The sequence below is a fragment of the Pantoea sp. XAF26B01_ASV70 genome, from assembly GCF_054512635.1.
This window is the reverse complement of record NZ_CM137251.1, coordinates 2,516,715-2,543,097: the sequence shown is the minus strand read 5'-3', so window position 1 is coordinate 2,543,097 and position 26,383 is coordinate 2,516,715. Positions and strand designations below refer to the sequence as shown.

The following is a 26,383-nucleotide window of genomic DNA, read 5'->3' as shown; positions in this document are numbered from 1 at the left end:
TTCAATGAACTTCGTCCCTGAGTCATGTGTAAATAATAAGATGTAAATCTAATGCCATCAACATTATTTTTCTAATTATCTAATGACTTGCTTCACCACGTCGCCGGGTGGGTACCCGGCGCACAGCCAGGCGTCGCACAGAGCTGTGGGGTGCCGGGCAGCCAGGCGGCCGCTCGCAGCCTCACTCCAAACCCCCACGGCGTTAATTCGTAACAGGGCAGGTTATCCTTAACCTGCGGCGCAATGCCGGAGCCTGTGCGCTGATCGGTGGGATGCTGCTGCAACAGCCACGCGGTGCGCGCCAGCGACAGCCGGACCTGGCTGCCGTGGCCCTCAGTAATGCGTCGTCGTAATCCCTCCAGCACCGCCGCCGCCAGCAGATAGCCGCTGGCATGATCCAGCGCCTGCACCGGCAGCGGGACCGGTTTGTCGCTCTGCTGCCACTGCATGCCTCTTTCAGCAATGCCGCATCCCATCTGCACCAGACTGTCAAAACCCCGGCGATTGCGCCACGGACCCTGCCAGCCCCAGGCATTGAGGCCGGCATCAACCAGACCGGGTGAGAGGGACTGAAGGGTCTTCGCGTCAAACCCGAGCCGTTCCAGCGCATCTGCCCGATAGCCATGCACCAGCACGTCTGCTTCACGCAGCAGGTGGATAAACTGCTCGCGATCGGCGGGCTGAGTCAGATCCAGCACCGCTCGTCGCTTGCCGCAGCTCATCTCTTCATCCAGCATCGGCTCCTGCCAGCCGGGCGGATCGATGCGCAGCACGCTGGCTCCCAGGCTGGCAAGAAAACGGGTAGCGACCGGCCCGGCAATAATCCGCGTCAGATCCAGTACTTTAATGCCCAGTAAAGGACGAGCTTCGGCCAGCGACCACGCCGGCGCCGCTGCCTGTTGTGTGGTCTGCCAGCTAAACAGCGGTTCGCGCTGCACGGCCTGGCCCTGCGGATGCTGCTGCCAGGCGGCGGCACTGCGCATCTCTGCGGCACAGCCACCCGCATCAATAACGGCCTGCTCCAGTTCGCTGGCCTGCCACTGTTGCACCTGCTGCGCCAGTGCTGCGCGATCGGCGTGCGCGCCCAGCACCCGCTCCATCGCCAGCCGGTGATGTGCGGCGTTGGTGTGCAGACGGATCCAGCCATCCCGGCTGCGATAGTCACCGGCAAACGCATCCCACATCGCGGGTGCCGCGCGATTCAGCGGATGAAAGCTCTGCTGAAACCAGCGTGACGCCAGCCGGACGTTAACGGTGACGGGCGGAGAGAGTTCAGGGCGGGATGTGGCGATAAGCGCAGCAGCAGCCTGCGTTGCCAGACCGATGCTGGTGGCCGCCAGTTCACTGACGGCAAAGGCAGAAGAGAAGGTGGCGCGATCGACGAAGGCGGGGAGAGGCCAGACGACGTCGGGACCTCGCAATCCCTGCTGCATCTGCTGCCAGAGAGAGGCGGCAAGCGGTGAGTCCATGTTGTGCTTCCTGAGAGAGGTAATTTCTCAAGCATAGCACGCGGGATTAACGACGCCGCAGGCGCGGGAAGCGGGCATGCATCCGCAGGCTACGCAGGTTGATTACGGCAATAGCGGTACCAAGGATCACCAGCGACGCACCGATAATCTTGAAGCTGTTAAGGCTGTCGCCCAGCACCACAATGCCCATCAGCACGGATAATACCGGCGTCAGCAGCGAGTAGGGCATGATCAGGTTGACGTTATATTTCTTCAGCAGCATATACCACAGTGTATAGGCGACAATTGACGAGGCGATAGCGCTGTAAAGAATGGCAAACCAGCCGTGCCAGCCCGCATTTTGCAGGGCGTAGAGCTGATGTGATTCCATCAACAGACTGGATGCGCCGACGACAGGAATGGCCAGAAACGCAATCCAGCCGGTCATGGTCAGCGGTTTAATCGGCGGTGACTTTTTCACAATCAGGTTGCTGACAGCCCAGCCGGTGGCGCTGCACAACAACAGACAAAGCACCCACCACGACGGAATCGTCGGGCTGCCGGAGAGCACGACAACGCCGCTCAGCGAGATCATAATGCCCATCAGCTGCACCAGCTTCAGCTTCTCTTTCAGCACCACCATCGCCAGCAGCATGGCAATGGGTGTACCGAGCTGAACCACAATCGCGCCGGTACCGGCATCGGTATAGCGCAGGCCGACAAACAGCAGCGAAAAGTGCATAAAACCGAACGTGAAAGCCAGCAGCAACAGCCAGGGTAGCTGCTGACGGTTAATCCGGCAAAACGGTACCAGTACGATGGCGACGACCACAAAGCGCATAAACGTCAGGAAAAGTGGCGGAAGCTCCAGCAGGCCCCATTTCACCGCAACGTTGTTGAAGGCCCAGATTGAAACCACCATCAGAATCAGAAAAAAATGCCGCACAGCCACGATAATATCCTTTCGATGTTTTTTTGCTTAGCCCGCTAATGATGGCACGAACTGCGGCATTGCAGCCAATCGCAGGGAGAAATTTTCTGCGATTGCGGCGCAGCCTGATGAGACTTTCGGGCGCGTTGCTGGCAGACTGATTTGAAACGACTTCTTAAAGGAACTGATTCGGTATGACCTACACGTCCGCCTTACCCCTTGCGTTAATTCAGCTTGAAGTCCCACCTGCAAACGTTGTCTCAGAGATTGGTGAACAGCCGCGCTGGTTCATCGACGCGTTAAACCTGCAAACCGATGAATACCTGATTGTACGGCCCCATCTGGGCGAGGCGCTACCCGCTTTCGACCAGATTTCCGGGGCGATCCTCAGCGGTTCCTGGGCGATGGTCACCGATCACGCTGAATGGAGCGAACGCAGCGCCGTATGGATTCGCGCAGCGATGGATCACGGCTTGCCGCTGCTGGGGGTCTGCTATGGCCACCAGCTGATGGCCTATGCGCTGGGTGGCGAGGTGGCTGACAACCCCAACGGCTGGGAACGCGGGCTGTTACCAATCAACTGCATGCCGGAGGCGCAGCGCGATCCGCTACTAAAGAAATTGCCACAGGACTTCAGCGTCTGGCTGTCACATCGCCAGTCGGTGATCAGCGCGCCACAACAGGCGCAGGTGCTGGCCGCCTCTGCGCGCGATGGCTGTCAGATTGTCCGTTATTCGCCGCAGGCGCTATCGGTGCAGTTTCATCCTGAATTTTCACGGCACATCATGAACGTTTGTATGCCCAAAGGCTGTACAGAAGATGGGGCAAACGAGATGGAGGGGAAAGACTGGGCGCGTGAGTTGCTGGTGGCGTTCTGGCAACAAACGCGCCCTGCAATGGCGCAAGCTCAGGGTGCGTAGTGACGCGTGCAGCGATAGACCCAGGCGGGTGGCACGTTTTTCATCACCCGCTGTCGCTCCCAGGTGAAGTAGCGCGACAGGTCTGGCTGAGTCAGCGAGGTATACTGGAACTGTACAAAGACGCCGTTGGGCCCGAGCGCGTTATACACCGCACGCAGAATCGCCTCACGCAATTCAGTGGGTAATGAGAGCAGCGGCAGGCCGGAGAAGATCACGTCATATTCTCCGCTCAGGTATTCCGCTGAACAGGTGCGCACCGTCATGCGCGGATCGTTCAGCGCATTAAGCTTATCGGCCAGCGTGCTGCTGATCTCAAAGGCATCCAGCGTGGCATCGGGTGACATCTGCGCCAGTATCTGCCGCGTCAGTACACCGTCGCCAGCGCCGAGTTCGGCAATACGTAACTTTTCAGGCCATTCCACCGACGCAATCATGGTGCGGCACAGCGCCTCTGACGAGGGCGTAATGCTGCCCATCTTGCGCGGGTTGCGGATAAACTGATGCACGAAATTGGCTTTAGCGCGCATCAGGGTAAAAGCTGAAGCCAGCATGCTCATCTCCAGAATGAATTCATCCTCACGTTGACCCCTTTGTGCCGCACAAGTTTCTCTCTGACCAGCCTTTTGGGTAAAAGTCGGAATTATCTAAAGACGAAGCGTAAACACCCATTCCTTCGGGGCGGTCACAGTTTCCGGTTAACAGAACTGACAGGCTCTTGATGATGCTTCATGTTAATAATAAGTTTCATCATTGTTACATCAGTCACCTGTCAGGAGAATGATCATGCGTTATGCCGCCCCCGGAGAACAGGGTTCTCTGATTACCCTACAAAAGAATTATGGCAACTTCATTAATGGTGAATTCGTCGCGCCGGTGAACGGCAACTACTTCACCAATACCTCCCCGGTGAACGGCTCTGCGGCCGGTGAGTTTCCGCGCTCAGACGTTGCCGATGTTGATAACGCTGTGGCTGCTGCTGCGGCGGCGGCGGAAGCCTGGGGCAAGACCTCGCCGCAACAACGCTCGCTGCTGTTACTGAAAATCGCCGATCGGCTGGAACAGCATCTGGAGACGATGGCGGTCTATGAAACCTGGGATAACGGTAAACCGGTTCGCGAAACCCTGGCGGCCGATATGCCGCTGGCCGTCGATCACTTCCGTTACTTTGCCGGTTGTGTCCGGGCGCAGGAGGGCAGTGCCGCCGAGATTGATGAGTTCACCGCCGCCTATCATTTCCATGAGCCGCTGGGCGTGGTAGCGCAGATCATTCCATGGAACTTTCCGCTATTAATGGCGGCGTGGAAACTGGCTCCGGCACTGGGCGCGGGTAACTGTGTGGTGCTGAAACCGGCTGAGCAGACCCCGCTGTCGATCACCGTTTTTGTCGATCTGATTAAAGATCTGCTGCCGCCGGGTGTGCTGAACGTGGTGCATGGGTTCGGCAAAGAGGCGGGTGAAGCGCTCGCCTCCCATTCCGGCATCGCCAAGGTAGCCTTCACCGGCTCTACCGCAACCGGCGGTCATATTCTGGAGCTGGCAGCAAAAAGCCTGATCCCCTCGACCGTTGAGCTGGGCGGTAAATCACCTAACATCTTCTTTGAAGACATCATGCAGGCGGAGGAGAGCTTTATAGAGAAAGCCGCCGAAGGCGTGGTGCTGGGTTTCCTGAATCAGGGCGAAGTCTGTACCTGTCCGTCGCGTGCGCTGGTACAGGAGTCGATCTACGAACCTTTTATGGCAGCCGTGATGAAGCGGGTAAAAACCATCAAACGTGGCGATCCGCTGGATACCGAAACCATGGTGGGCGCGCAGGCGTCGCAGCAGCAGTTTGATAAAATTCTCTCTTATCTTGAGGTTGCCCGACAGGAGGGCGCGGAAGTGCTGGTGGGCGGTGGTGTAGAGAAGCTGGATGACTCACTTAACAGCGGCTACTACATTCAGCCGACACTGCTGAAAGGCAACAACAGCATGCGCGTTTTCCAGGAGGAGATCTTTGGCCCGGTCATTGGCATCACCACCTTTAAAGATGAGGCAGAAGCAATCAGTATCGCCAACGACTCCATCTATGGGTTAGGTGCTGGCGTCTGGACCCGCGATATCAACCGTGCTTATCGGGTGGGCAGGGCGATTAAAGCCGGGCGCGTCTGGACCAACTGTTATCACCTCTATCCGGCGCACGCTGCCTTTGGTGGCTATAAGAAGTCGGGTATCGGGCGTGAGACCCACAAAATGATGCTGGATCACTATCAGCAGACTAAAAACCTGCTGGTCAGCTACAGTATCGAGCCGCTGGGCTTCTTCTAGTTCTGGCCCGCAACCTGCCAGGATAACCCTGCACTCTTCCCTAAGAACCACGCTACGGCGTGGTTTTTTTTGCTCAACATAGCCGGGCATGCTGAGAAGCATCAGAAGCGTGGCGATGGCTGCAATGCCGATAAAGAACAATTAATCAGTCCTTTCTTAAAGCGACGCCGGGCCGTTTTGCGCTTCGCTTATCTCGCTTCACGACCACCTCATCCTCAGCCCTTTCTGAACCGTCCCATATTGAATCAACTTGCTGATTTGTAACCATTATCTCACTTTTTCTTACGCTAAAAACTGCCACGTATTACGGTCACCTCGCCGTTAACCTTCATTACGGTCTGGTGAAGCAGCGCCATTTTTTACATGAGTTTTTTTAATGCTGACTACAGGGGTGTCTGTTTTCTGTGTAAGAATACTTCATAGTTGCTCATCTTGTTAGGAATAATCCTAAGTGAGTGATTAAAAGTAACACATATTTGCACTAAGTAAATTACTTAAACTTTACTTAAGTAAAATCTTATGAAAGTGGCCCGTTGAAATTTTGTCAATCTTCTGTAAACTCGCAGCTTATGTTTACAAAGGAATTGTGATTTCATACCTACGGGCAGGATATACCTGGCTCGTGCGGTAGCTATGAGCTTATACGCATCTTGTAACTTACTGAATGTGATCGTGAAAACAGGAAAATCAGTCAATGCGCTGCGCTTTTTCCTTTTGTCAGCGAATAGCGTCACAACTGTAAATCTGAGTCAATATGTCAGTTTTTCGGCCAGGGATGGCATAAGTAAAGCTTGGGTTTTGCCTTCTTCATCCAATCTGACGCAAAAAAATAGATCATGTTTCTGATCATTTCTTGCCAGCTCAGATTTCTCGCTGCACCTGTCCCGGTCGCCATAGTTGCTTTTTAATAGTTAACGTTAGTTGATCTTTTAAAGTGCCTCGCCATGGCACTTTAACGCTATTTGCTTAAGGTTTTTCTTTTAGGCTGGCACTAAGTGGCGCTCTATCAGCACCACATTCCCGATTTTCATTACTGACAACCGGCCTCTGGCCACTCTCCAGGATATGAATGGAACACAACATGAAAAAAATGGTGAAGCTCCGTATTGCGTTAGGCCTGATGTTTGTTTTTTCTGTCGCGGGTTGTAAAACGCCGCCAAAAATGACGGATGACACGCTGGTCACCAGCACCGTGGATGGCGTGGTGATCAGTCACCGTTATGCGGTTAAACCGCCTGCGCAGTTCAGCCCGGTCAATGAAACCTACCGTGCGCTCTATCCCGCTTCAGTGATGAGCCATCCGAGTTTTGGCGGCAAGGTGGTGGAGACGCTGAAAACCGGCGAAAGCTATACCGTGATTGGTCAGGTAGAGAACAACTGGCTGGCGCTGGGTGAACCCGCTCAGGCGTCAGCAGAACCTGAACCGGGTAAAGCCAGCAGTGCCGTTAAAGAGTCAGCGCCCTCCGCAGCGCCGCAGGCAACCGTTCAGCTGACCGGCTATGTGCCGTTTCGCGCCGTGGTGAAAAGCGAGCTTTACGATCAGACGATCAAGGCTGACCAGCCGAAGCGCCGGGTGCGCAGCAGCAAGAAGAAAACCTGTGTTGCGGTAAACGGTGACAGCACCGCCTGCCAGAACAGCACTAACGGAACCTGGATTATTAACTAATCGCACTAAGCAGGGAGGGCGGGATGATGACAACAACGCAATGGCGTGGGGCGCTGATAGTGCTGCTGACGTGGCTGATGACCGCGTGCAGCAGTACTCCACAGCCCGTTGCCTGGTACAACCTGGACGTTCAGGCGCAAAACCAGGTTAACGGCGGTGCGCCGCTGAAAGTCCGGGTGGTATTACTGACCTCCGATGCGGAGTTTATGTCGGCTGACTTCTACTCCCTGCAAAACCAGTCCGCTACCGCGCTGGGTAATGCTCAACTCAATACGCAACAGTTCTTCCTGACTTCCACTCAGCCCCATAAAACGCTGCGGATTAAGAGTCTGCCCGAGGCGCGCTTCATCGGCATCATGGCGGAATATCAGGCGCTGGATGGCAAGGTCTGGCGACTGTCGCTGCCGGTTCCTGAAGGCGAATCACCCTCATTCTGGGCATTCTGGAAGCGTGACGATGGTGAGCTGAATGCGCGCATCGTGGCGGGGATTAACGGCCTTCGCGTGGAAAAACAGTGATGTCTATGAACAGAGCCGAAAAGGTGGTCTGGACCGAGGGGATGTTTCTGCGTCCTCACCATTTCCAGCAGTCAGAAAATTATCTTCTCAGCACCCTGCGTGAGTGGGGCCAGTCGCAGCGCGCCTATACCTGGGGTTTTTACGATCTGGAGTTCGATGAAGCGCTGCTGCGCCAGGGGAAACTGGCGTTGAGCGCCGCCAGCGGTTGTCTGCCTGACGGCACGTTTTTTGCCTTCAGCCAGCCACAGCACGGTCCGGCCCCGCTTGATCTGCCTGCCTCCGTTGACCGCAGCAAAGTGGTGCTGGCCATTCCGGCACGCCGCAATGGCCGCGAAGCGGTGGCCTTTCAGGAGTCGCAGGATTCTCTGGCGCGCTACCTCGCCTGGGAAGCGGAAGTGGAAGATGACAATGCCCAGGCCGTGGGCAGCGCCACGGTGCAGTTCGGCAAACTGCGTCTGCGGCTGATGCTGGAACAGGATCTGACCGCCGAGTGGACCGCCATGGGCGTGGCTCAGGTGATTGAAAAACGCAGCGACAACCACATCCGGCTCGACAGTGACTACATCCCGCCGATGCTGACGCTTAACAGCAGCCGTCCGCTGCAAAACATGTTCAACGATCTGCACGGGCTGATCCAGCAACGCAGCCAGCAGCTGAGTCAGCGCGCGCCGGGCACCGGTCGTTTTAACAGCGCGGATATGGTCGATTTTATGCTGCTGGCGCTGCTGAATCGTCAGCTTGGCCTGCACACTCATCTGCAACATCTGCCGCTGCTGCATCCTGAAACGCTCTACAGCCACTGGCTGCAACTGGCGGCGGAGCTCAGTACCTGGACGCCAGCCCGCGCGCCCGATGGCCTGCCGCTCTACGATCATGACGATCTGCACAGCTGTTTTAGCCGCCTGTCACTGCTGCTGCGTCAGGGGCTGTCCCAGGTGATGGAAGAGAGCGCGATTCAGCTGCCGCTGATTCAGCGCTCGCACGGTCTTAACGTCGCGACCGTGCCGGAGAGCAGTATGGTGCATGAGTTTGGCTTTGTGCTGGCGGTGAAAGCCAGCGTGCCAGCCGACACCCTCAAAACCCACTTCCCGGCGCAAATGAAAGTCGCCCCGGTCAGCAAAATTCGCGATCTGGTGCAGTTGCAGTTGCCCGGTCTGGCACTTCGGGCCATGCCCGGCGCGCCGCCGCAGATCCCGTGGCATGCCGGATACAGCTATTTCGAACTGGATAAGAACAGCGAGCTATGGAAAGAGATGGAGCGCTCGGGCGCTTTTGCGCTGCATCTTGCCGGTGAGTTTCCAGGTCTGAACATGGAGTTCTGGGCCATTCGTAGTCAGTCAGAATCATAAACTGAGCACGCAGCATGATGCAGGAACAACAAAAATCACACAGCGATCTTGCGCCGGAGGCCAGTCATCAGAATGTGCTGGTCGCGGCGGCCAACCCCCTGATTAACGCCATTCCTCAAATCCGTCACTCGGTATCACATGAAGACCCGGCGCAGCTGCGTCAGCAGCTGATCGATCAGATTCGGCGCTTCGAGCTGAGCTGCCAGCAGTCAGGCCTGGGCTATGAAGTGATCATCGGCGCACGATACTGTCTCTGTACCGCGCTGGATGAGGCGGCGGCGCTGACGCCGTGGGGCAGCCGCGGCGTCTGGACCAGCAATGGTCTGCTGGTCACCTTTCACAATGAAACCTGGGGCGGCGAAAAGTTTTTTCAGCTGCTGGCTAAGCTGTCGCAGAACCCCAGGCGCCACATTCTGATGCTGGAGTTGATCTACTTCTGCCTGCTGCTGGGGTTCGAAGGACGCTACCGGGTGCTGGACAACGGGCGCTCGCAGCTGGAGACCATCAAACAGCGCCTGCTGCAGATGATCAAAAGCGTGCGTGGCAATTATGCAGCGGCGCTGTCTCCGCATCCCACCGATCAGCCGGTCCTGCGCAAATTGTGGCGGCCAATGATCCCGCTGTGGGCCTGTGCGGCGGTGGCGGGGCTGGCGGCCTGTCTGTTCTACATCGTGCTCAACTGGCGTCTCGGCGATTACACCTCGCCGGTACTGGCCCGTATCTATCAGACGGCGCTGCCGGAAGTGAAGATCGGCAACCCTGCGCCACCACCGCCCGCCACGCTGAACCTGCGCGCTTTCCTGAAACCGGAAATTGATGCCGGGCTGGTAGCGGTGCGTGACGAAGCGGACCGCAGCGTGGTGACGCTGAAAGGGGACGGACTATTTGCCTCGGCGGCCACCGAGGTGCGCGGACGTTACACCGACGTAATCCAGCGCATCGCTGCCGCCATGAACAATGTCAGCGGCCAGATTCAGGTGATTGGCTACAGCGATAACGTGCCGATCCGCAGTGCCCGCTTCGCCTCCAACTTTGAGCTTTCGCTGGCGCGTGCCCGGTCAGTACAGACCCTGTTGCAACAGCAGCTGGCGCAGCCGTCACGGGTGAAAGCGGAAGGGCGCGGTGAAAGCAATCCGCTGGTGCCTAATAACAGCGCAGAAAATCGCGCACGTAACCGTCGTGTTGAAATTACCCTGCTGGTGGCGCCGGATGCGACGCATGCCGAACTCAACGGCCTGGCGAGAGGGAACTGATCCATGCTGAATATTCTGTTTGCGGTGCTGACCAGCCGCCTCGCGTGGGGCTTTGTCGGCATTACCGCGCTCTCTTTTATCATCTGGGTAATTGGCCCGGTGTTCTCAATCGTCGATTCGCGCCCGCTTGAGCCGGAGCAGAACCGCATTATCAGTATCGCGCTGCTCTATCTGGTATGGGGCTTAGGCCAGGCGATTCCGCGGCTCTATAACATCTGGCTCAATCGCAAGCTGATGTCGAGCCTTGAAACCGGCAAAAGCGATGCGCCGGAAGCCGATCGTCAGCGCCTGACCAGTGAAGAGCAGGTGCTGGCAGGGCGTTTCTCCGAAGCCACTGACATGCTGAAAAAGGCGCACTTCCAGCGCCACAGCAGCAAGGGCACGCCGTTCTGGGCACAGCGCTTTGGCCGTCAGTATCTCTATCAGCTGCCGTGGTACATGATCATCGGCGCGCCCGGAGCCGGTAAAACCACCGCGCTGGTCAACTCGGGCCTGCAGTTTCCGCTGGCAGATAAGTTCGGCAAGTCGGCGCTGCGCGGCATTGGCGGCACCCGCAACTGCGACTGGTGGTTCACCAATGACGCGGTGCTGCTCGATACCGCCGGGCGCTACAGCACCCAGGAGAGTCAGCAGGAGCGTGATGCCAGCGAATGGCATCATTTTCTCGACCTGCTGCGTAAATATCGCGGACGTCAGCCGATCAACGGCGTGATCGTCACGCTGAGCGTTTCCGACCTGCTGTCGCAGTCGCCTGAGGCGCTGCGTAATCAGGCGCTGGCACTGCGTCAGCGGTTAATGGAGCTGCACGATCGCCTCGGCATCCGTTTCCCGGTCTATGTGCTGGTCACCAAAGCGGACTTGCTCAAAGGGTTCCGCAGCTACTTTGCCTCGCTGGATAAAGCGCAGCGTGAACAAATCTGGGGATTCACCTTTCCCTGGGCGAAAGCGTCCGCCGCCGATTTCGAACTTAACAACCAGTTCCAGCAGGAGTATTCCCTGCTGCAACAGCGTCTGGATGCCGGGCTGGCCGATCGGCTGCTGACGGAAAGCGACGCGCAGGCGCGGGCAGAGAGCTATCTCTTCCCGCAGGAGTTTGCGGCGCTGCGGCCGTTGCTGGCAGACGCGCTGGATACGCTGTTTGCCCGCTCCGATTTTGAAACCCAGTTCGCGCCGCGCGGTATCTACTTTGCCAGCGGCACCCAGGAGGGACTGCCGTTTGACAGGGTGATGGGCGAGCTGAACCGCGCACTGAATCTGCCGGGGCAGCAGGCTGGCGAGTCAGGAAGCTGGGATAAGGTCGATAAAGAGTCGCCCATCCCGCAGAACAAAGGGCAGAGCTTCTTCCTGAAAGGGGTGCTGGAAAATGTGATTTTCCAGGAGTCCGGTCTGGCGGGCAGCAACCGCTGGTGGGAGCTGCGCAACCGCGCCGGACTCTGGTCGGGTTATCTGGCGCTGCTGCTGATATTGCTGGTGGCCGGGGCGCTGTGGCTCACCAGCTACAGTAAAAACAAAGCTTATCTGCAGGAGATGGCCGCTAAAGCGCCGCAGGTTGAACAACTGGGCGATCAGCTTCAGCAGCAGGTCAATGGCGATCTCTTTGCGCTGGTGCCTTATCTCAACACCCTGTTGCACCTGCCGGAGAGCGCCGACTTCTCGCTGGAAGCACCGCCGCTGACGCGCCGCATGGGGCTTTATCGCGGCACCGAGGTCAGCGATGCCACCCGTGCGCTCTACGACAAGGCACTGAAACAGCTGCTGTTGCCGCAGGTGGCGCAGAACATCACCCGCTGGCTGCGTAATGACAACGGCAGTGATGCTGACTACAGCTATGAAGCGCTGAAGGCGTATCAGATGCTCTATCAGCCAAAGCACTATGATGGCAAATTCCTGCAGGCGTGGCTGATGCTCAACCTGTCACGCGAACTGCCGCAGAACGTTACCCAGCAGCAGGTGAAACAGCTGGCATGGCACCTGCAACAGTTGCTGGAGACGCAGATTCACTCGTCGCCGTATGCGAAGGATGAAGCGCTGGTAAAGCGCGAGCAGGCGCTGATTAATCAGATGCCGCTGTCACAGCGCGTCTATGGACGGCTGAAGCGCCTGCTGCAACGTGATGACAGCCTGCAGCCGGTGACGCTGGCGGCGCTGGGTGGCCCCCAGAGCGAGCTGGTGTTTTCCCGCAAAAGCGGTAAATCGGTCAATGACGGTGTGGCGGGTCTCTATACGCCAGATGGCTACTGGCAGCACGTGGATAAGCAGATTGCCCCGGTGACCCAGGCGTTGTATCAGGACGATCTCTGGGTGCTGGGCGGCGCGGCGCCGCAGCAGAAAAGTGAGCAGACGGATCTTGCGGTGCGCCAGCTCTACGTGCAGGACTATATCGGGCAGTGGGAGCAGTTCCTCAGCGACATTCAGCTCAACAGCAGCGCCGATCTCTCGCAACGCATCAACACCGCCCGTTTGCTGTCGGGCAACCATTCGCCGCTGCGCCAGCTGGTGATCAACCTCGGTGGTCTGCTGACGCTGAACCGGGCGCAGCCGGATGAGAAAACCGCGCAGGCAGCAAAGCCGTCGGATAACAGCGCCACCCGCACCCTTGAAGCGCTATTTACCTCGCCCGAGGCCAGTGCCGCGCGCGGACAGGCCGCTACCCAGGCATCCCCGGAGCAGGCCGTCGCGCTGCACTTTGCGCCGGTTCTGGAGCTGGCCCAGCCGCTGCAGCAGGGCAGCAAGGTGCTGGCGGTGGATGACTTCCTGCATCAGATTGACGATCTCTATCGCTACCTTACCGCCGTGCAGGATGCGGCGAACAGCGGGATGCCGCCACCGGCCAGCGATGCCATCAGTCGTCTGCAGGCCAGTGCCGGCCGTCTGCCGGGTTCATTGCAGAACATGGTTTCCAGCATGGCGGTGGGTGCCAGCAGCGACGCACAGCGCCGCGATATGGATAACGTCCGCAAGCGCATCACCATGGAAGTGGGCAGTTTCTGCCGCCAGGCGATCGCCGGTCGTTATCCGCTGGTTCGCTCTGCGCGCAGTGAGGTCACACCAGACGATCTGGCGCGGATGTTTGCACCCGGCAGCGGCATGATGGACAGCTTCTTCCGCGACAACCTGGCCAGCAAAGTCGACACCACCAACGCGGCGTGGCGCTTTACGCCGGGCATTGACGGTAAAACCCTGCCGGGAGGCGAAGCCCTGCTGCGGCCTTTCCAGCAGGCGCAGTCAATCCGCGATGCCTTCTTTGCCAACGGTGCGACCACGCCCGGCTTCCGCGTCACGCTGCGCACGGTAAAAATGGATAACGACATCCTTAACCTGACGCTGGATGTGGATGGGCAGATTTTACGCTACAGCCACGGACCGCAGGCGGTGCAGATGGTCAGCTGGCCCGGCCCCGGCGGCACCAGCCAGGTGCGGATGCAGCTGGGTCTGACCAACGGCACCACCTCCACGCTGGTCACCAGCGGTCCCTGGGCGCTCAATCGCTTCTTTGACCGCGCCCGGCTGACAGCGGCAGGCGGTCTGACCCGCGAAGCGAGTTTCAGCGTGGACGGTCATCAGGTCACGCTGTCGTTCACCCCTGGCAGCATTCGTAACCCGTTCCAGCTTCCCGGCTTTAGCTGCCCCTGAAACAGGACCCGACAATGACTCATTACGCTGCACCCTGCTGGTACGGCAAAGTGCCCAGCGCGGGTGACTTTGTGAAGCGCCGCTTCCCGGACGTGCTCTATCGCCAATGGTCCAGCTGGTTTCAGGTGGGCCTGCATCACTGGCAGAGCAGTCAGGAGAGTGATAACGCCCCGTCGCGCCCGTTCCTTAACGCGCCGGTCTGGAATTTTGTGGTGCCGCCGATGCTGGGCAGCCAGCTGATTCAGATGGGCTGCCTGATTGCCGCGCGTGACAGCGTGGGCCGTAACTACCCACTCTGCGCACTGCGCCACTTCACGCCCGCCGAGTGGTCGCCAGCCCTGCTGGCGCGCTCCGGCGAGTGGTATCAGCAGGTGGGCAATACGCTGTTGCGGGTGGTGCAGGGCGGCGGGTCACCGGAGCAGCTGGATCAGGCGCTGATCAGCATTCCTCAGCCGCAGCCGCCGCAGGAGTCGGACGAGACGTCAGACATTCTCAACGTCATCGGGCATGGCGATACCCCTTCGACACTGAACTGGACACTGCCGGGCGAGAACTTCGACCCGCAGTTCTACACCAGTTTCTGGTGGACCAATCAAAGCGACGGTTTCCCGCTTTATACCCAGGTTCACAGCGGTAATTTTACCGCCCAGCTCTTTTCATTGCTGTTTGATCCGGCCGGTGGGGCAAAGCCGGGACGAAACGGACTTTATCCCCCGATGTTTGAATCCTGAGGCGACACGCATGACGATGAATACAGAGGCTCTGCTGGCTCCGGTCAGCGAGGACAATCCCGGCGGCGATAACCTGGAGTACCACGCTGATTTTCAGGCGATGGAGCAGGCCAGCGCCGGTAAAGCGGAGCAGCAGTTCGGTAATACCATCATTCCGGCAGAACCGGCCGACTGGAACAGAGTCGAGAAGCTGGCGATAGCGCTGCTGGCGCGCAGCAAAGATTTGCGGGTAATGCTGGCGCTGACCCACGCCTGGACCGAACTGAAAGGGCTGCCGGGCTATGCCCAGGGCCTGAAGCTGATTGAACAGGCGTTGTTGCTCTACTGGGAGCCGCTGTGGCCCCGGCTGGAGGAGTTCGGCGAGCAGGATCCCTTCTACCGCATTAATGCGCTGGCGTTGCTGGGTGACAAAACTGATCTGAGCGGCGCGGTGCGTCAGTGCTGGCTGCTGCGCTATCCCTCTGACGGCATCACGCTGCGCGATGCGGCCGCCCTGTGCGACGGCAGTAAAACCGAAGTCGCGGACTATCCTGGCGGCCTGCCGCGTCTGATCGACGAACTGGCGCGCGGCGACCAGCCTGGTATTGAGGCGGTGCTGCAGATTCATGAGCGGCTGCAGACCATCTGCGAAACCGTGACCGAACGACTGGGCGAAGCCGCGGTGCCGGAGCTCACACAGCTGCGCAGACAGATTGCGCTGATCGCTGAACGTTGCCAGGCCACCGATCTCAATGCGCTGATCCCCACAGCCGCCGTGGAACAGCCCGCAGAAACAGCGGCATCGCCTGCACCAGCCAGCCCGCGCGCTGCCGCTGACTGGCGCACGGTGCAGATCAGTTCCCGCGCCGACGCGCAGCTGATGCTGGAGAAAGTGAAGCTCTACTTCACCCAGCATGAGCCGAGTCATCCGGCCCCGCTGATGATCGACCGTGTACAGCGCTTAATCGAGCGCGACTTTCTGGAGATCATCCGCGAACTGGCACCCGACGGCGTACATCAGCTGGAAACCATTTTCGGACGTCGCGATTAAGCAGGCGTGACGCACACACACTCAGCGGGACCTGCGCGCCTGCTGTGACACTTTATCCGCGCATCATGTATGGAGAAAACCATGGCAACAAGCAAATCCAGTGGGCAGAAGTTCATTGCCCGCAATCGCGCGCCTCGCGTTCAGATTGAATATGACGTGGAAATTTATGGCGCGGAACGCAAAATCCAGCTCCCGTTTGTAATGGGCGTGCTGGCGGATCTGGTGGGTAAACCGCTGGAGCCACAGCCAGGCATTGATGACCGTAAATTCATGGAAATCGACATCGACAACTTCGATGAGCGCATGAAAGCACTGAAGCCGCGCGCCGCGTTCCAGGTAGACAATACCCTGAATGGCGAAGGCAAGCTGAACATCGATCTGACCTTTGACAGCATGGATGACTTTTCGCCGGACGCGGTGGCCCGCAATGTGGAGCCGCTGAGCAAGCTGCTGGAAGCGCGTACCCAGCTGGCTAACCTGCTGACCTATATGGACGGCAAAAATGGCGCAGAAGAGCTGATTGGTAAGGTGCTGCAGGATCCTACGCTGCTGCAGGCCCTGACCCATCTGCCAAAGCAGGATGAGGCCACTGAAGGTAAGGAGCCGCAGGCATGACGCAGACTTCACAACAACCGCAGTCGCAGGGCGCAGCCAGTTTCAGTCAGGATGAATTCAGCGCGCTGCTGAATAAAGAGTTCCGGCCAAAAAGCGATCAGGCGCGTGCCGCGGTCGAAAGCGCGGTGAAAACTCTGGCGCAGCAGGCGCTGGAGAACACCGTCACCGTCTCCAGCGATGCCTATCGCACCATTCAGGCGCTGATCGCGGAGATCGACGAAAAGCTGTCGCAGCAGGTGAACCAGATTATTCACCATCCGGAGTTTCAGTCGCTGGAAAGCGCCTGGCGTGGCCTGAGCTATCTGGTGAACAACACTGAAACTGACGAGATGCTGAAAATCCGCTTTATGAGCATCTCCAAGCAGGAGCTGGGTCGTACTCTGAAGCGCTACAAGGGCGCTGGCTGGGATCAAAGCCCGCTGTTCAAGAAAATTTATGAGCAGGAGTATGGTCAGTTCGGCGGCGAGCCGTTTGGCTGCCTGGTGGGCGACTACTACTTCGACCACAGCCCGCAGGATGTTGAGCTGCTGGGTGAGATGGCGCGTATAGGCTCAGCCGCGCACTGTCCGTTTATCACCGGCACCGCGCCCGAAGTGATGCAGATGGAGTCCTGGCAGGAGCTGGCGAATCCACGCGATCTCACCAAAATCTTCCAGAACACCGAATATGCTGCCTGGCGCAGCCTGCGTGAGTCGGAAGATGCACGCTATCTGGGTCTGGTGATGCCGCGCTTCCTGGCGCGTCTGCCTTACGGCATCCGTACCAACCCGGTCGACAGCTTTGACTTTGAAGAGCAGACCGATGGTTCCGATCATGGCAACTATACGTGGAGCAATGCGGCTTACGCGATGGCCGCCAACATCAACCGCTCCTTCAAAGAGTATGGCTGGTGCACCGCAATCCGCGGCGTGGAGTCGGGTGGGGCAGTGGAAAATCTGCCGTGCCACACCTTCCCGAGCGATGACGGCGGCGTGGATATGAAGTGCCCGACCGAAATCGCCATCAGCGATCGTCGTGAAGCCGAACTGGCGAAAAATGGTTTTATGCCGCTGGTACATCGCAAAAACTCTGACTTCGCTGCCTTTATTGGTGCGCAGTCACTGCAGAAGCCGATGGAGTATCACGACGCTGATGCTACCGCCAATGCCCGTCTGGCCGCACGTCTTCCTTACCTGTTCGCCTGCTGCCGTTTCGCGCACTACCTGAAGTGCATCGTGCGCGACAAGATCGGCTCCTTCCGTGAGCGTGATGAAATGGAACGCTGGCTGAACGACTGGGTGATGAACTATGTCGATGGCGATCCGGCTAACTCCTCGCAGGAGACCAAGTCACGCAAGCCGCTGGCGGCTGCCGAGGTGAATGTGGAAGAGCAGGAGGATAATCCTGGCTACTACTCCGCGAAATTCTTCCTGCGTCCGCACTACCAGCTGGAAGGGCTGACGGTTTCTCTGCGTCTGGTCTCTAAGCTGCCGTCGCTTAAAAATGATAATGCATAAGGGCTGAAAGGGAGGCGTGATGCCTGGGATGACCTGGCATCACGTATCCGCTGAGTCACAGAGTTAACAGGAGCAAAGGGTTTTGCGCCTGATGACTGGCAGAAAGGTTGCTGAGATAAATGTCAGGGAGGATGACAGGGTGCTTAAAAAATCAGCTTTGCACTTGCTGCATTATCTGCTGGTTTTTATTTCTTCTCTTATTTTAATCACCTGTGCAGGTTATTACCTTTTCTTCTGTGACTGGAATGTCACGATGATGGGGAAAATAATTAACGGCTTTGTGATTACTATTTCAGTTACTGCATCGTTCGGTTTTTACTGGGCGGCTGAAAAAATAAGAGAAATTTATTGAGTGTTTCTCTTCTTCTCTGTCTCCTTAACCCCTGATCAAAATCCCGATTTTCGTCATGAGAGTTTTATAGATAAATTGCCCGGCCCGGTGCCCGGCAACGCAATATCTGAAATATGGTTTATGACGATATTTCAGAAGCAAGGCAAAGGTAAAATATGGACTGTTTTATTCAGCCCCATGCTTTTCTTTTTGCCATATCCTTGCTTTTTTTGAAAGCAATAATCTCAACCAATAAAGAGTGAAAGATAATGGCTATTGATATGTATCTGAAGGTAGACGGCATTACCGGTGAGTCTAAAGATTCAAACCACACGGGATGGATCGATATTGACTCCTTTTCCTGGGGTGCCAGCCAGCCAGGCAACATGAGTGTGGGTGGCGGTGGCGGTGCGGGTAAAGTTAATTTTAACGACCTGCACATCAACGCCAAAATCGATAAGGCTGTCACCGCGCTGCTCAAGAACTGTGCCAGCGGTAAGCACGTCGCTAAAGTTGAAGTGTCCGTTTGCAAAGCGGGCGGCACACAAATTGAATATACCCGAATCACCCTGGAAGATGTGCTGGTCACTAACGTTCAGTTTGTGGGTTCTGAGCACGACGACACCCTGGGCGTAACCTATGCCTTCCAGGCTTCTAAAGTGAAACAGCAGTACTGGGAGCAGAGCTCTTCCGGTGGTAAAGGCGCAGAAACCAGCGCTGGCTGGGATATCAAAGGCAACAAAGAAGCGTAAGAAGCGATACGCCTCCGGACAGGGGGCGTATCTCTCCTGGCCAGAGAAGTCAGCGTCGTCATGCGCATTCTCCAGCCGGTTTACAAGGACTCTCTGAATCAACAATATTGTGCGGAGATAGTAGATGAGTATTACTGGCTCGGTTGGTGTAGGTGGCCGTAATCAATACGGTGACGTGAAGACAGTACAGCAGTTGTTACAGCGCAATGGATATCCTCAGCTTCGTGCCGATGGCCGAATGGGACCAAAAACCATTGAAGCGATCAAACAGTTTCAATCCCGTTTTATGTCTCGCCCGGATGGCGTTGTCGATATCCATGGGAAGACGTGGAATACGCTTTCTAAACTGTCAGATAGTAATAAAATAAACCCTGCGTCTAATCCACCAGAAAATATAAATAACAATTCTGGTCGCCTTACTGTGAGTGCCGGACAGGTCACGTTCGATGCCGAAGGTAATGACAATCCTCACAGTCCTTATTTTAGCAGGCACATACACTGGCCTGGGGGTAAGTCAGGCGTAACCATTGGTCGAGGTTATGATATGGGGGGAAGAAGTTCAGATGAAGTCTACCTTGATCTTATCCGAGTCGGGGTTGAAGAGCAGCAGGCGAGAACGCTATCTTTAGGTGCCAATAAAAAAGAAACTGCAGCGCAAGTATGGGTAAGAAAAAATAAAATAGAGTGTGGTGTAATTACGCGTGAATCGCAGGCCAGGCTTTTTGAAACTATCTATCCTATATATGTAAGCCGGGCAAGGTCAGTTTATTTATCAAAAACTGCAGAGAATGCTGAAAGAACAAACTGGGATCAGTTAAAGCCGCCGATAAAAGATATCGTTGTAGATTTGGTTTATCAGGGCGCTGGTTTTAAGCTTAACATGCAAGCCGCTATGTATAATGATATTGACAAGCTTGCTGATTTTATTGATAGTTCAAGCATTCTTCAAAAGTATGAGAAAGGCCGTAATCGTGCTCGTTATCTTCGAAGCCGGAAATGAAATGGGAGACTTATGAAAAATTTGTTATTTATCTCGATGTTCGCAACAGGTTTTTTTGCGTTACAGCCTGCGTATGCAACAACGGACTGCGCACAAGGTAATAACGATCAGGAAGTTTATACCTGTGCCCAGAAAAACAGAAACGAAACTGAGCTTGACTTAAATAAAGAATATAAACTCGCTAAAACCAGAGTTGAAACGCTTTTTAAAGGTGACGATAAAGAGTTAAGTCAGTATATGGATACGTTGACTGAAGCTCAACGAGCCTGGCTGAAATATCGAGATAATGACTGTAAGCTGGCTTCTTATGCTGCAGATAAGGGAAGTGATTTAAGTAACGCTAATATTAATATGTGTACTTCTGAACTTAACGAGCAAAGAATTAAAAAGCTGAAGTTAATACCCTATCACTGATAGTAAAAGTACTGTTAACAGTGTTGAGGATTTCACTCTGTGAAGCAGAAAGAAAGCGTTATATGATTTCTTAAAGTTATTTATCAGCCCAGATAAATTCGGGGCTGATAAAAATTTTATTTGCATTAAAAGTTGCTGAGAAAAATATGAAGAGACTACATAAATTGGCTTTAATCACTGTGTCTCTTTGTATCAGCGCTTCAGCGCTCGCTGAAGATACCTGTGCAAAACAGCCTTCAGACGGTGCGCTATTTCAGTGTACTGTTCAGCAGAAGAAGCTGGCGGAAGATGATCTCAACAAAGAATACCAGACGGCTAAAAAACGCATTGTACAGATGTACGGCACGCAGAAAAAACTGGCTGATGACTATGTCGCCACGCTGGTGGATACCCAGCGTAACTGGCTGAAGTATCGTGATGGTCAGTGCAAGCTGGAAGCCTTTGCCGCTGAAGAAGGCAGCAATGCGAATGCGGTTGCCACCAACCTCTGTGTTATCCGCATCGACAAAGAACGCACTGCTATTCTGAAGCAACTGCCTTACTGATTATGTCGTCGTGCTCAGGGTTTACAGGCTGGGCACGATATTCTCTATGAATTTCACTCTCTGCATTACGCTGTAATCCCGTTTTTTCAATGCCGGTAAATAATTCTGTATAAATGATATTTCAGCAGAGTGGTTTCTGGTGATTGTAATGCAATCATCTTTGCAACTATTTTGATGTTTACCCTGTATGTTAATTAAAGATAAGCCGTTAACGCAGCTTCATATTCTTAAATAAATATAATTTTTCTCTGTTTAAAGGATTGAATTAATCCAGTGGCAGAGTATTTAAATAGACAACTCCCAAAATTAAATCCCCCCGCTCTCTATACCCCGCGCCTTTCCCCGAAAGGTGCGCGGTATAGATGCCGAACCGCTAACCGCAGGAATCCGTTATGCGCTTTACGATAATAACGACTAAACCCGGCCAACAGCCGCCGCAAACTCATTGTGATTTCTTTCCGCCTGGCGGCACCATTGGTCGTGGTGTAGATAATAATCTGGTGCTGCCGGATGACGATCGCACACTCTCCCGCCTGCAGGCGATTGTGCATATCACGGCAAATGGCGAATGTCGCCTGACCAACCGTGGCAATGTGACGCGCGTGTTACTCAACGATATTCCGCTGGAACGCGGACGTCAGGTTGAGCTGCAGGATGGAGATATACTGGGCATCGATGATTACCAATTGCTGGTCAGCGATCTCAACAGTGCGCAGCAGCCGCAGAGTGAAAGGGCTGTTCCTCGTCCTGAGCCGGTGCAGTCCGTAGCACCCGCTCGTGAACCGGCAGCGGAAAAAGCCAGCACCACCGCCGCCATTCCCAGCGAAATCTGGGACAGCCTGGCGAAAGAGTTTTCGATTTCGGACGATCTCTCTAAACGCAAAGCTGCGCCAGAGATGCCTGAGGCCCATCCGCTGACTGCGCCCGCTCGTCCTGACCGAAATCCGGAAGATCCGCTGGCTCAGCTGATTAACGATGCGCCGCTGGATTATGGTCAGCAGCCAAAAAACAGCAGCCTGTTTGATGAAGGCGATGCGCTGTTCGGGCAGCAGAGTATTTTTGACGATCGGACGCCAAGCACGCTGTCTGCTCAGCAAAGCACGGCGCCACCGCAGGCTGAAACGCCTGCCGCTGAACTTGATCCGCTGAGCCTGTTTGACGGCGAGAGCAGCACGGATGCGCGCAACCATGATGATCCGCTGGGTCTGATGATGGGCAACGCGGTGCCGCTGGCGCAGCCGGAGCTGACGACGCCGAAACCGGCCACGTTGCATGTGCCACCTCAACCGGTGGCAAAAAATGAGCCGATGGCCGCACGTCCATCGGAGCAGGATCCCGCCAGCCTGAACGACACCGATCACTCACCGTTGTTCAGCTTCGACGAATCACAGCATGAGACTCACAGCCAGCCTCACCCTGAGGCACAGCAGCAGACACCGCTGATTGACGAGGAACTGCCCGGCCAGTCTGACGCGGTAAATCCACAGATCGATTACGGCGGAATTACGCTGCCCACGCCGCAGGCGGTACAGCGTACGCCATCACCGACGCCGAAAGGGCGGTTGCGCATCGATCCCGTAGCTTCCGGTCGCCATCATGCCGCCGCTGCGCACCCGACGACACCCAGCGAAAGCAGCGGTGATGCCCTCAAGGGCGAACTACTGGATGCGTTGCTGGAGGGAATGGGTCTGCGCGACCTGCAACCGACGCCGCAATTTGACCGTGAGCAGATGCTGCAATTCGGACAGATGCTGAGCATGTTTTCTCAGGGTACGGTGGCGCTGCTCTCATCGCGTTCGATCCTCAAGCGCGGGGTGAAGGCAGACATGACGGTGATCCTCGACGACGCCAACAACCCGTTCAAGCTACTGCCTTCGGGCAAAACCGTCTTAATGCAGATGTTTGGCAGCCGGATGCCGGGCTTTATGCCGCCGCGTCAGGCTGTGCGTGATGCGCTGATCGATCTGCAGGCGCACCAGCTGGGCATGATCGCCGGTATCCGCGCCATCATCGCCTCAATGCTGCAATCCTTTAATCCGGAGCAGCTGGAGGAGGAAGCGCGTCAGGCGGGATCGGTGTCACGTATCGGCCTGCCGGGCAGCCGTAAAGCGGCGCTCTGGGAGCATTTTGTTGAGCGCTACGGCGAGACGGCGGGCGAGATTGAAGACGATTTCCATACCCTGTTCGGCGAAGCGTTCCTGCACGCCTATGACCTGGAAGTTAATCAGTACAAAGACTCACAAACCCACACGGATGACGCATGAATATCACTATTGCCTCGACGTCGAATCAGGGCGATCGCGCCAGTAACCAGGATCAGATCGGTGATGTCATCGGTAAGCGCTCGGCCTGCTTTGTGGTCTGCGACGGTGTAGCCGGGTTTCCCGGCGGGGATATCGCGGCATCGATTGCCCGTAGCAGCCTGCTGCAGTCGTTTGATGGCGATGCGCATCTCAATGCGCAGTCGATTCGTAACTACGTCAATCAGGCGAATCACGCCATCCGCCAGCAGCAGAAAGCCAGCAGCGAACACAGCCGGATGGGCACTACGCTGGTCAGCCTGTTCATCGACCGCGACTACCATCTGGCCTGCTGGGCCCATGCAGGCGACAGCCGCCTCTATCTGTTCCGTCGCGGCTATCTCTATCTGGTCACCACCGACCACAGCCTGGTGCAGCAGATGAAAGATGCCGGACATCGCACCGAAGGCATCAACAGCAATCTGCTCTATTTTGCGCTGGGGATGGGCGATGAGCAGCGCGACGCCAGCTACAGCGAGGTGGTCGGGATTGAAGATGGCGACGCCTTTTTACTCTGCACCGATGGTTTCTGGCACGGTGTGACGCTGGAACAGATGCAGCAGTCGCTGCACATGGTGAATACGCCGGAAGAGTGGCTGACGCTGATGCAGCAAATCATCAGGAACGATCAGCCGGATCAGGGGCAGCAGGATAATTTCAGCGCGCTGGCCGTCTGGATTGGATCACCTCAGGACACCACCTTGCTGCACTCGCTCTCTGAAGCGGCGCAGTTCTTCCCTCTGCGAGATTGAGAACGCCAACATGAAATATGGATTACTGGGTCTGGCTGCGCTGCTGCTCAGCACGCAGGCTTATGCTGAAAACTATCGCATCGTACAGTCCCCGGCACAGAAACTGGATGTCTGGATTGATGACGTAAAAAACAATCAGCTGTCGAGCTGGTGTAACAGCACCATTAACCTGCGCATCGTCACCCTGGGTGAAAAAAACGCCGCGGTGTTGAAAGATTTTCTGCCCCGCGTTGCCGGACTGATGGCGTCGCAGTGTAAACCGCTGCAACAGTTGCACTGGCAACTGACCGATGCGCAGGGGAGTGAAATTGCTACTGGCAGCGCCGCCCGTGCGCAGCAGTGGAAAACCGTGGTGACGCCGCCCGCGACGCAGCCGCTCCAGCCGACGGCTACGGCGGTCCCCGCAGACGCACTACGCAACGCCGCTCAGGCCGACACGTCGCCGTGGCTGCAATTCAGTCTGCTGGACGGCTGCCATTTCCGTACCTGGTGGCAGCACCCGGCACAGGGCAGCGCGCTGTTTGTTCCGGCAAATCAGGGGCTGATCTGTGGTTCGGATGGCTGGCTCAGCGGACACAGCCGACTGACGCAACAGGGTAACGGCGCACCAGCGGCAGTCGGCGTGACCTTCCTGCAGGGTTTTCCGGTGATGGGGTTGAGCAATCAGTCGCCCACTGCCGAACTGCACATCACCACGGTCAACAGTGAACGCATGGTGCTGAGCAATGAAAAATCCCCGGACAGCTGGCTGATTCTGCCGTTCAGCAACCGCTTTAACGGCTGGCAGGCAACGCGTCAGGTGGTGGTGCAGATGCCCGTCAGCGAAGCCGCCGATCAGAGTGCGCTGCAGGCGCGTCTGCAGGAAGTCCGTAAAGTCTGGTCGCCGTGGATCAGTGGCGATGCCGCACTGAGCGTGCAGCTGGTGGAAAAACTCCATCCTGAACTGAAAGATCCCGCCGCTGCGGTCTACCGCACTCTTAACTGACGCAAAAGGAGTTTGCATGGAATCCTTACAACACCGTCTGGCCAGCGCCACCCTCGGCGAGACGCTCGCTGACGTGACCCGCCAGATTCAGGCAAATCCGGCGAATGCTGACCTGCGGGCCGCCTTTGTGCAGCTGCTCTGTCTTTCAGGCAACTGGGCGCGCGCGCAGACGCAGCTGCAATCCTGGCTGGCGTTAAGCCCGCAGGCGCAACCGACAGTTAATCTGCTGCAACAGGCGATCGCCGGTGAGCTGCAGCGTGACGCGGTGTTGCGTGGCCAGGCCGACCCGGTGCTGCCGGGCAGCGCCTGGCACTGGTGCGACACGCTGCTGGCCGCCTTGCAGGCCGAAACCGCGGGTGATGTCGCGCGCGGCAGCACGCTGCGGGCTGAAGCGCTTGAGCTCGCGGCGGCCAATCCCGGCACCGCAACGCAGCAGGATCAGCCCACTGCATTCAGCTGGCTGATGGATGGCGACAGCCGTTTCGGGCCAGTGTGTGAAGTCATCAGTCAGGGCCGTTATTACTGGATCCCGTTTGCCGCCATTCGTGAGATGCAGTTTCAGGCACCCGCCAGCGTCACCGATCTGGTGTGGCGTCACACGCGTGTGCAGCTGGTTGATGGCAGTGAGCAGGTGTGCCAGATCCCGGCGCGCTATCCGCTGCTGGCGGCATCTGACGAACGTTTTCTGCGCGCCAGCGTCACCGAATGGCAGCCGCTGGGTGAGGATCCGGACCAGTTTATCGGCCAGGGACAAAAAATGTGGCTCAGCGACAGCGCGGAATTCTCGCTGCTGAGCCTGCTGCAGGTCGCGTTTGACAGCGTTGAGTCCGCCGATGAGCCATGATTCAGGCGCGCAAAACGACGGCTATGCCCAGCTGCATGGCGGCTTTCGCGCGCGTAAAAAACGTGATGCGTTAACCGCCCGCGACAAGCTGCAATCCTCGCTGCTGGATCGCCTGACCGACAACGCGCCGGATAAACAGCAGGAAGCGGACAACAGCATGCTGATCACTCACAGCACGCTGCGCCGTCACGTACTGCGCGATCTGCAGTGGCTGTTCAACACCATCAACAATGAAGCGCAGCAGGATCTCAGCGGCTTTGACCAGGTGCAGCGCTCTGTCTGGAACTTCGGTGTGGCACCGCTGGCCGGGCAGAACGTCTCCGATATCGAATGGCAGGATATGCAGCGCAAAATGACCAACGCCATTCTGCACTTCGAGCCGCGCATCCTGCCGCAGGGTTTACAGGTGCGCTGCGTCAGCGATCTCGGCTCGCTCAGCCTGCACAACGTGCTGTCGATTGAGATCAAAGGGCGGCTCTGGTGCGTGCCTTATCCGCTGGCGTTTCTGTTCCGCACTCAGGTTGATCTGGAGAGCGGCCATTTCGAACTACAGGATGCAGGGTAAT

24 protein-coding genes are annotated in these 26,383 nt (G+C 56.7%); 21 read left to right on the top strand and 3 right to left on the bottom strand.

The genetic code is table 11. From position 1 onward, the window contains the following. Nucleotides 1-92 precede the first annotated feature (92 nt). Entirely contained in the window at nt 93-1,469 is a 1,377-nt protein-coding gene (locus ACX8ZY_RS11865) for a CoA transferase (RefSeq protein WP_421664979.1), read from the bottom strand. A 46-nt stretch (nt 1,470-1,515) separates the two neighbouring features. Then, nucleotides 1,516-2,400, bottom strand: a complete 885-nt coding sequence (locus ACX8ZY_RS11860) for a DMT family transporter (RefSeq protein ID WP_010669895.1) — start codon at nt 2,398-2,400, stop codon at nt 1,516-1,518. A gap of 173 nt (nt 2,401-2,573) precedes the next feature. Between ACX8ZY_RS11860 and ACX8ZY_RS11855 the strand changes: the two genes are divergently transcribed. Then, nucleotides 2,574-3,299 carry a glutamine amidotransferase gene (locus ACX8ZY_RS11855; RefSeq protein WP_421664978.1) on the top strand — a complete coding sequence of 242 codons (726 nt, stop codon included), beginning with the start codon at nt 2,574-2,576 and terminating at the stop codon, nt 3,297-3,299. Here ACX8ZY_RS11855 and ACX8ZY_RS11850 read toward each other — a convergent pair. Next, entirely contained in the window at nt 3,287-3,850 is a 564-nt protein-coding gene (locus ACX8ZY_RS11850; RefSeq protein WP_022625824.1) for a class I SAM-dependent methyltransferase, read from the bottom strand. The genes ACX8ZY_RS11855 and ACX8ZY_RS11850 overlap by 13 nt on opposite strands. A 232-nt stretch (nt 3,851-4,082) precedes the next feature. On the opposite strand from ACX8ZY_RS11850, the gene exaC reads away from it, so the two are divergent. From exaC to tssE, 20 genes are all read left to right on the top strand, one after another. Next, the gene (exaC, locus tag ACX8ZY_RS11845) at nt 4,083-5,603 is read left to right on the top strand and encodes an acetaldehyde dehydrogenase ExaC (protein ID WP_010669897.1); all 1,521 of its coding nucleotides are present in this window, start codon (nt 4,083-4,085) and stop codon (nt 5,601-5,603) included. A 1,069-nt stretch (nt 5,604-6,672) separates the two neighbouring features. Then, nucleotides 6,673-7,269: a hypothetical protein gene (locus ACX8ZY_RS11840; protein ID WP_010669898.1), complete on the top strand. Its 597-nt coding sequence runs from the start codon at nt 6,673-6,675 to the stop codon at nt 7,267-7,269. Between the two features lie 23 nt (nt 7,270-7,292). Then, nucleotides 7,293-7,787, top strand: a complete 495-nt coding sequence (gene tssJ / locus ACX8ZY_RS11835) for a type VI secretion system lipoprotein TssJ (protein WP_033779377.1) — start codon at nt 7,293-7,295, stop codon at nt 7,785-7,787. Nucleotides 7,788-7,792: 5 nt separating this feature from the next. Further along, nucleotides 7,793-9,136: a type VI secretion system baseplate subunit TssK gene (gene tssK, locus ACX8ZY_RS11830; RefSeq protein WP_010246132.1), complete on the top strand. Its 1,344-nt coding sequence runs from the start codon at nt 7,793-7,795 to the stop codon at nt 9,134-9,136. 14 nt (nt 9,137-9,150) lie between these two features. Beyond that, nucleotides 9,151-10,389 carry a DotU family type VI secretion system protein gene (locus ACX8ZY_RS11825; RefSeq protein ID WP_010246128.1) on the top strand — a complete coding sequence of 413 codons (1,239 nt, stop codon included), beginning with the start codon at nt 9,151-9,153 and terminating at the stop codon, nt 10,387-10,389. Nucleotides 10,390-10,392: 3 nt separating this feature from the next. Further along, nucleotides 10,393-14,022, top strand: coding sequence for a type VI secretion system membrane subunit TssM (gene tssM, locus ACX8ZY_RS11820; protein WP_277971718.1), 3,630 nt, complete (start codon nt 10,393-10,395; stop codon nt 14,020-14,022). Between the two features lie 14 nt (nt 14,023-14,036). After that, entirely contained in the window at nt 14,037-14,753 is a 717-nt protein-coding gene (tagF, locus tag ACX8ZY_RS11815; protein ID WP_010246121.1) for a type VI secretion system-associated protein TagF, read from the top strand. 16 nt (nt 14,754-14,769) lie between these two features. Further along, nucleotides 14,770-15,783 (top strand): type VI secretion system protein TssA, encoded by a 1,014-nt coding sequence (tssA, locus tag ACX8ZY_RS11810; RefSeq protein WP_031292999.1) that lies wholly within the window; start codon nt 14,770-14,772, stop codon nt 15,781-15,783. Nucleotides 15,784-15,864: 81 nt separating this feature from the next. After that, nucleotides 15,865-16,398 carry a type VI secretion system contractile sheath small subunit gene (gene tssB, locus ACX8ZY_RS11805; RefSeq protein WP_010246114.1) on the top strand — a complete coding sequence of 178 codons (534 nt, stop codon included), beginning with the start codon at nt 15,865-15,867 and terminating at the stop codon, nt 16,396-16,398. Next, nucleotides 16,395-17,894, top strand: coding sequence for a type VI secretion system contractile sheath large subunit (tssC, locus tag ACX8ZY_RS11800; RefSeq protein WP_010246111.1), 1,500 nt, complete (start codon nt 16,395-16,397; stop codon nt 17,892-17,894). Before tssB ends, tssC begins: the two co-directional genes overlap by 4 nt. 82 nt (nt 17,895-17,976) lie before the next feature. Beyond that, nucleotides 17,977-18,246, top strand: coding sequence for a hypothetical protein (locus ACX8ZY_RS11795; RefSeq protein WP_233267943.1), 270 nt, complete (start codon nt 17,977-17,979; stop codon nt 18,244-18,246). Between the two features lie 248 nt (nt 18,247-18,494). Beyond that, nucleotides 18,495-18,977 carry an Hcp family type VI secretion system effector gene (locus ACX8ZY_RS11790; protein ID WP_033779371.1) on the top strand — a complete coding sequence of 161 codons (483 nt, stop codon included), beginning with the start codon at nt 18,495-18,497 and terminating at the stop codon, nt 18,975-18,977. 124 nt (nt 18,978-19,101) lie between these two features. Further along, nucleotides 19,102-19,977, top strand: coding sequence for a peptidoglycan-binding protein (locus ACX8ZY_RS11785; RefSeq protein WP_158131778.1), 876 nt, complete (start codon nt 19,102-19,104; stop codon nt 19,975-19,977). A 12-nt stretch (nt 19,978-19,989) separates the two neighbouring features. Continuing rightward, the gene (locus ACX8ZY_RS11780) at nt 19,990-20,391 is read left to right on the top strand and encodes a lysozyme inhibitor LprI family protein (RefSeq protein WP_158131777.1); all 402 of its coding nucleotides are present in this window, start codon (nt 19,990-19,992) and stop codon (nt 20,389-20,391) included. A gap of 164 nt (nt 20,392-20,555) precedes the next feature. Then, nucleotides 20,556-20,936, top strand: coding sequence for a lysozyme inhibitor LprI family protein (locus ACX8ZY_RS11775; protein ID WP_228379707.1), 381 nt, complete (start codon nt 20,556-20,558; stop codon nt 20,934-20,936). A 392-nt stretch (nt 20,937-21,328) separates the two neighbouring features. Continuing rightward, nucleotides 21,329-23,200: a type VI secretion system-associated FHA domain protein TagH gene (gene tagH, locus ACX8ZY_RS11770; RefSeq protein ID WP_158131776.1), complete on the top strand. Its 1,872-nt coding sequence runs from the start codon at nt 21,329-21,331 to the stop codon at nt 23,198-23,200. After that, on the top strand, nt 23,197-23,988 hold the full coding sequence (locus ACX8ZY_RS11765; protein ID WP_010246078.1) for a PP2C family protein-serine/threonine phosphatase: 792 nt from the start codon (nt 23,197-23,199) through the stop codon (nt 23,986-23,988). Before tagH ends, ACX8ZY_RS11765 begins: the two co-directional genes overlap by 4 nt. A gap of 10 nt (nt 23,989-23,998) precedes the next feature. After that, the gene (locus ACX8ZY_RS11760; protein ID WP_062757462.1) at nt 23,999-24,973 is read left to right on the top strand and encodes a hypothetical protein; all 975 of its coding nucleotides are present in this window, start codon (nt 23,999-24,001) and stop codon (nt 24,971-24,973) included. A 16-nt stretch (nt 24,974-24,989) separates the two neighbouring features. Next, on the top strand, nt 24,990-25,817 hold the full coding sequence (locus ACX8ZY_RS11755; RefSeq protein WP_062757464.1) for a type VI secretion system accessory protein TagJ: 828 nt from the start codon (nt 24,990-24,992) through the stop codon (nt 25,815-25,817). Next, nucleotides 25,807-26,382: a type VI secretion system baseplate subunit TssE gene (tssE, locus tag ACX8ZY_RS11750; protein ID WP_010246069.1), complete on the top strand. Its 576-nt coding sequence runs from the start codon at nt 25,807-25,809 to the stop codon at nt 26,380-26,382. Before ACX8ZY_RS11755 ends, tssE begins: the two co-directional genes overlap by 11 nt. Nucleotide 26,383: the final 1 nt, after the last annotated feature.

What these genes read in the sequence shown, in the direction of transcription:
- ACX8ZY_RS11865 (WP_421664979.1), bottom strand. Translation starts at nt 1,469, where the DNA reads ATGGACTCACCGCTTGCCGCCTCTCTCTGGCAGCAGATGCAGCAGGGA.
- ACX8ZY_RS11855 (WP_421664978.1), top strand. Translation starts at nt 2,574, where the DNA reads ATGACCTACACGTCCGCCTTACCCCTTGCGTTAATTCAGCTTGAAGTC.
- ACX8ZY_RS11850 (WP_022625824.1), bottom strand. Translation starts at nt 3,850, where the DNA reads ATGCTGGCTTCAGCTTTTACCCTGATGCGCGCTAAAGCCAATTTCGTG.
- exaC (WP_010669897.1), top strand. Translation starts at nt 4,083, where the DNA reads ATGCGTTATGCCGCCCCCGGAGAACAGGGTTCTCTGATTACCCTACAA.
- ACX8ZY_RS11840 (WP_010669898.1), top strand. Translation starts at nt 6,673, where the DNA reads ATGGAACACAACATGAAAAAAATGGTGAAGCTCCGTATTGCGTTAGGC.
- tssJ (WP_033779377.1), top strand. Translation starts at nt 7,293, where the DNA reads ATGATGACAACAACGCAATGGCGTGGGGCGCTGATAGTGCTGCTGACG.
- tssK (WP_010246132.1), top strand. Translation starts at nt 7,793, where the DNA reads ATGAACAGAGCCGAAAAGGTGGTCTGGACCGAGGGGATGTTTCTGCGT.
- ACX8ZY_RS11825 (WP_010246128.1), top strand. Translation starts at nt 9,151, where the DNA reads ATGATGCAGGAACAACAAAAATCACACAGCGATCTTGCGCCGGAGGCC.
- tssM (WP_277971718.1), top strand. Translation starts at nt 10,393, where the DNA reads ATGCTGAATATTCTGTTTGCGGTGCTGACCAGCCGCCTCGCGTGGGGC.
- tagF (WP_010246121.1), top strand. Translation starts at nt 14,037, where the DNA reads ATGACTCATTACGCTGCACCCTGCTGGTACGGCAAAGTGCCCAGCGCG.
- tssA (WP_031292999.1), top strand. Translation starts at nt 14,770, where the DNA reads ATGAATACAGAGGCTCTGCTGGCTCCGGTCAGCGAGGACAATCCCGGC.
- tssB (WP_010246114.1), top strand. Translation starts at nt 15,865, where the DNA reads ATGGCAACAAGCAAATCCAGTGGGCAGAAGTTCATTGCCCGCAATCGC.
- tssC (WP_010246111.1), top strand. Translation starts at nt 16,395, where the DNA reads ATGACGCAGACTTCACAACAACCGCAGTCGCAGGGCGCAGCCAGTTTC.
- ACX8ZY_RS11790 (WP_033779371.1), top strand. Translation starts at nt 18,495, where the DNA reads ATGGCTATTGATATGTATCTGAAGGTAGACGGCATTACCGGTGAGTCT.
- ACX8ZY_RS11785 (WP_158131778.1), top strand. Translation starts at nt 19,102, where the DNA reads ATGAGTATTACTGGCTCGGTTGGTGTAGGTGGCCGTAATCAATACGGT.
- ACX8ZY_RS11780 (WP_158131777.1), top strand. Translation starts at nt 19,990, where the DNA reads ATGAAAAATTTGTTATTTATCTCGATGTTCGCAACAGGTTTTTTTGCG.
- tagH (WP_158131776.1), top strand. Translation starts at nt 21,329, where the DNA reads ATGCGCTTTACGATAATAACGACTAAACCCGGCCAACAGCCGCCGCAA.
- ACX8ZY_RS11765 (WP_010246078.1), top strand. Translation starts at nt 23,197, where the DNA reads ATGAATATCACTATTGCCTCGACGTCGAATCAGGGCGATCGCGCCAGT.
- ACX8ZY_RS11760 (WP_062757462.1), top strand. Translation starts at nt 23,999, where the DNA reads ATGAAATATGGATTACTGGGTCTGGCTGCGCTGCTGCTCAGCACGCAG.
- ACX8ZY_RS11755 (WP_062757464.1), top strand. Translation starts at nt 24,990, where the DNA reads ATGGAATCCTTACAACACCGTCTGGCCAGCGCCACCCTCGGCGAGACG.
- tssE (WP_010246069.1), top strand. Translation starts at nt 25,807, where the DNA reads ATGAGCCATGATTCAGGCGCGCAAAACGACGGCTATGCCCAGCTGCAT.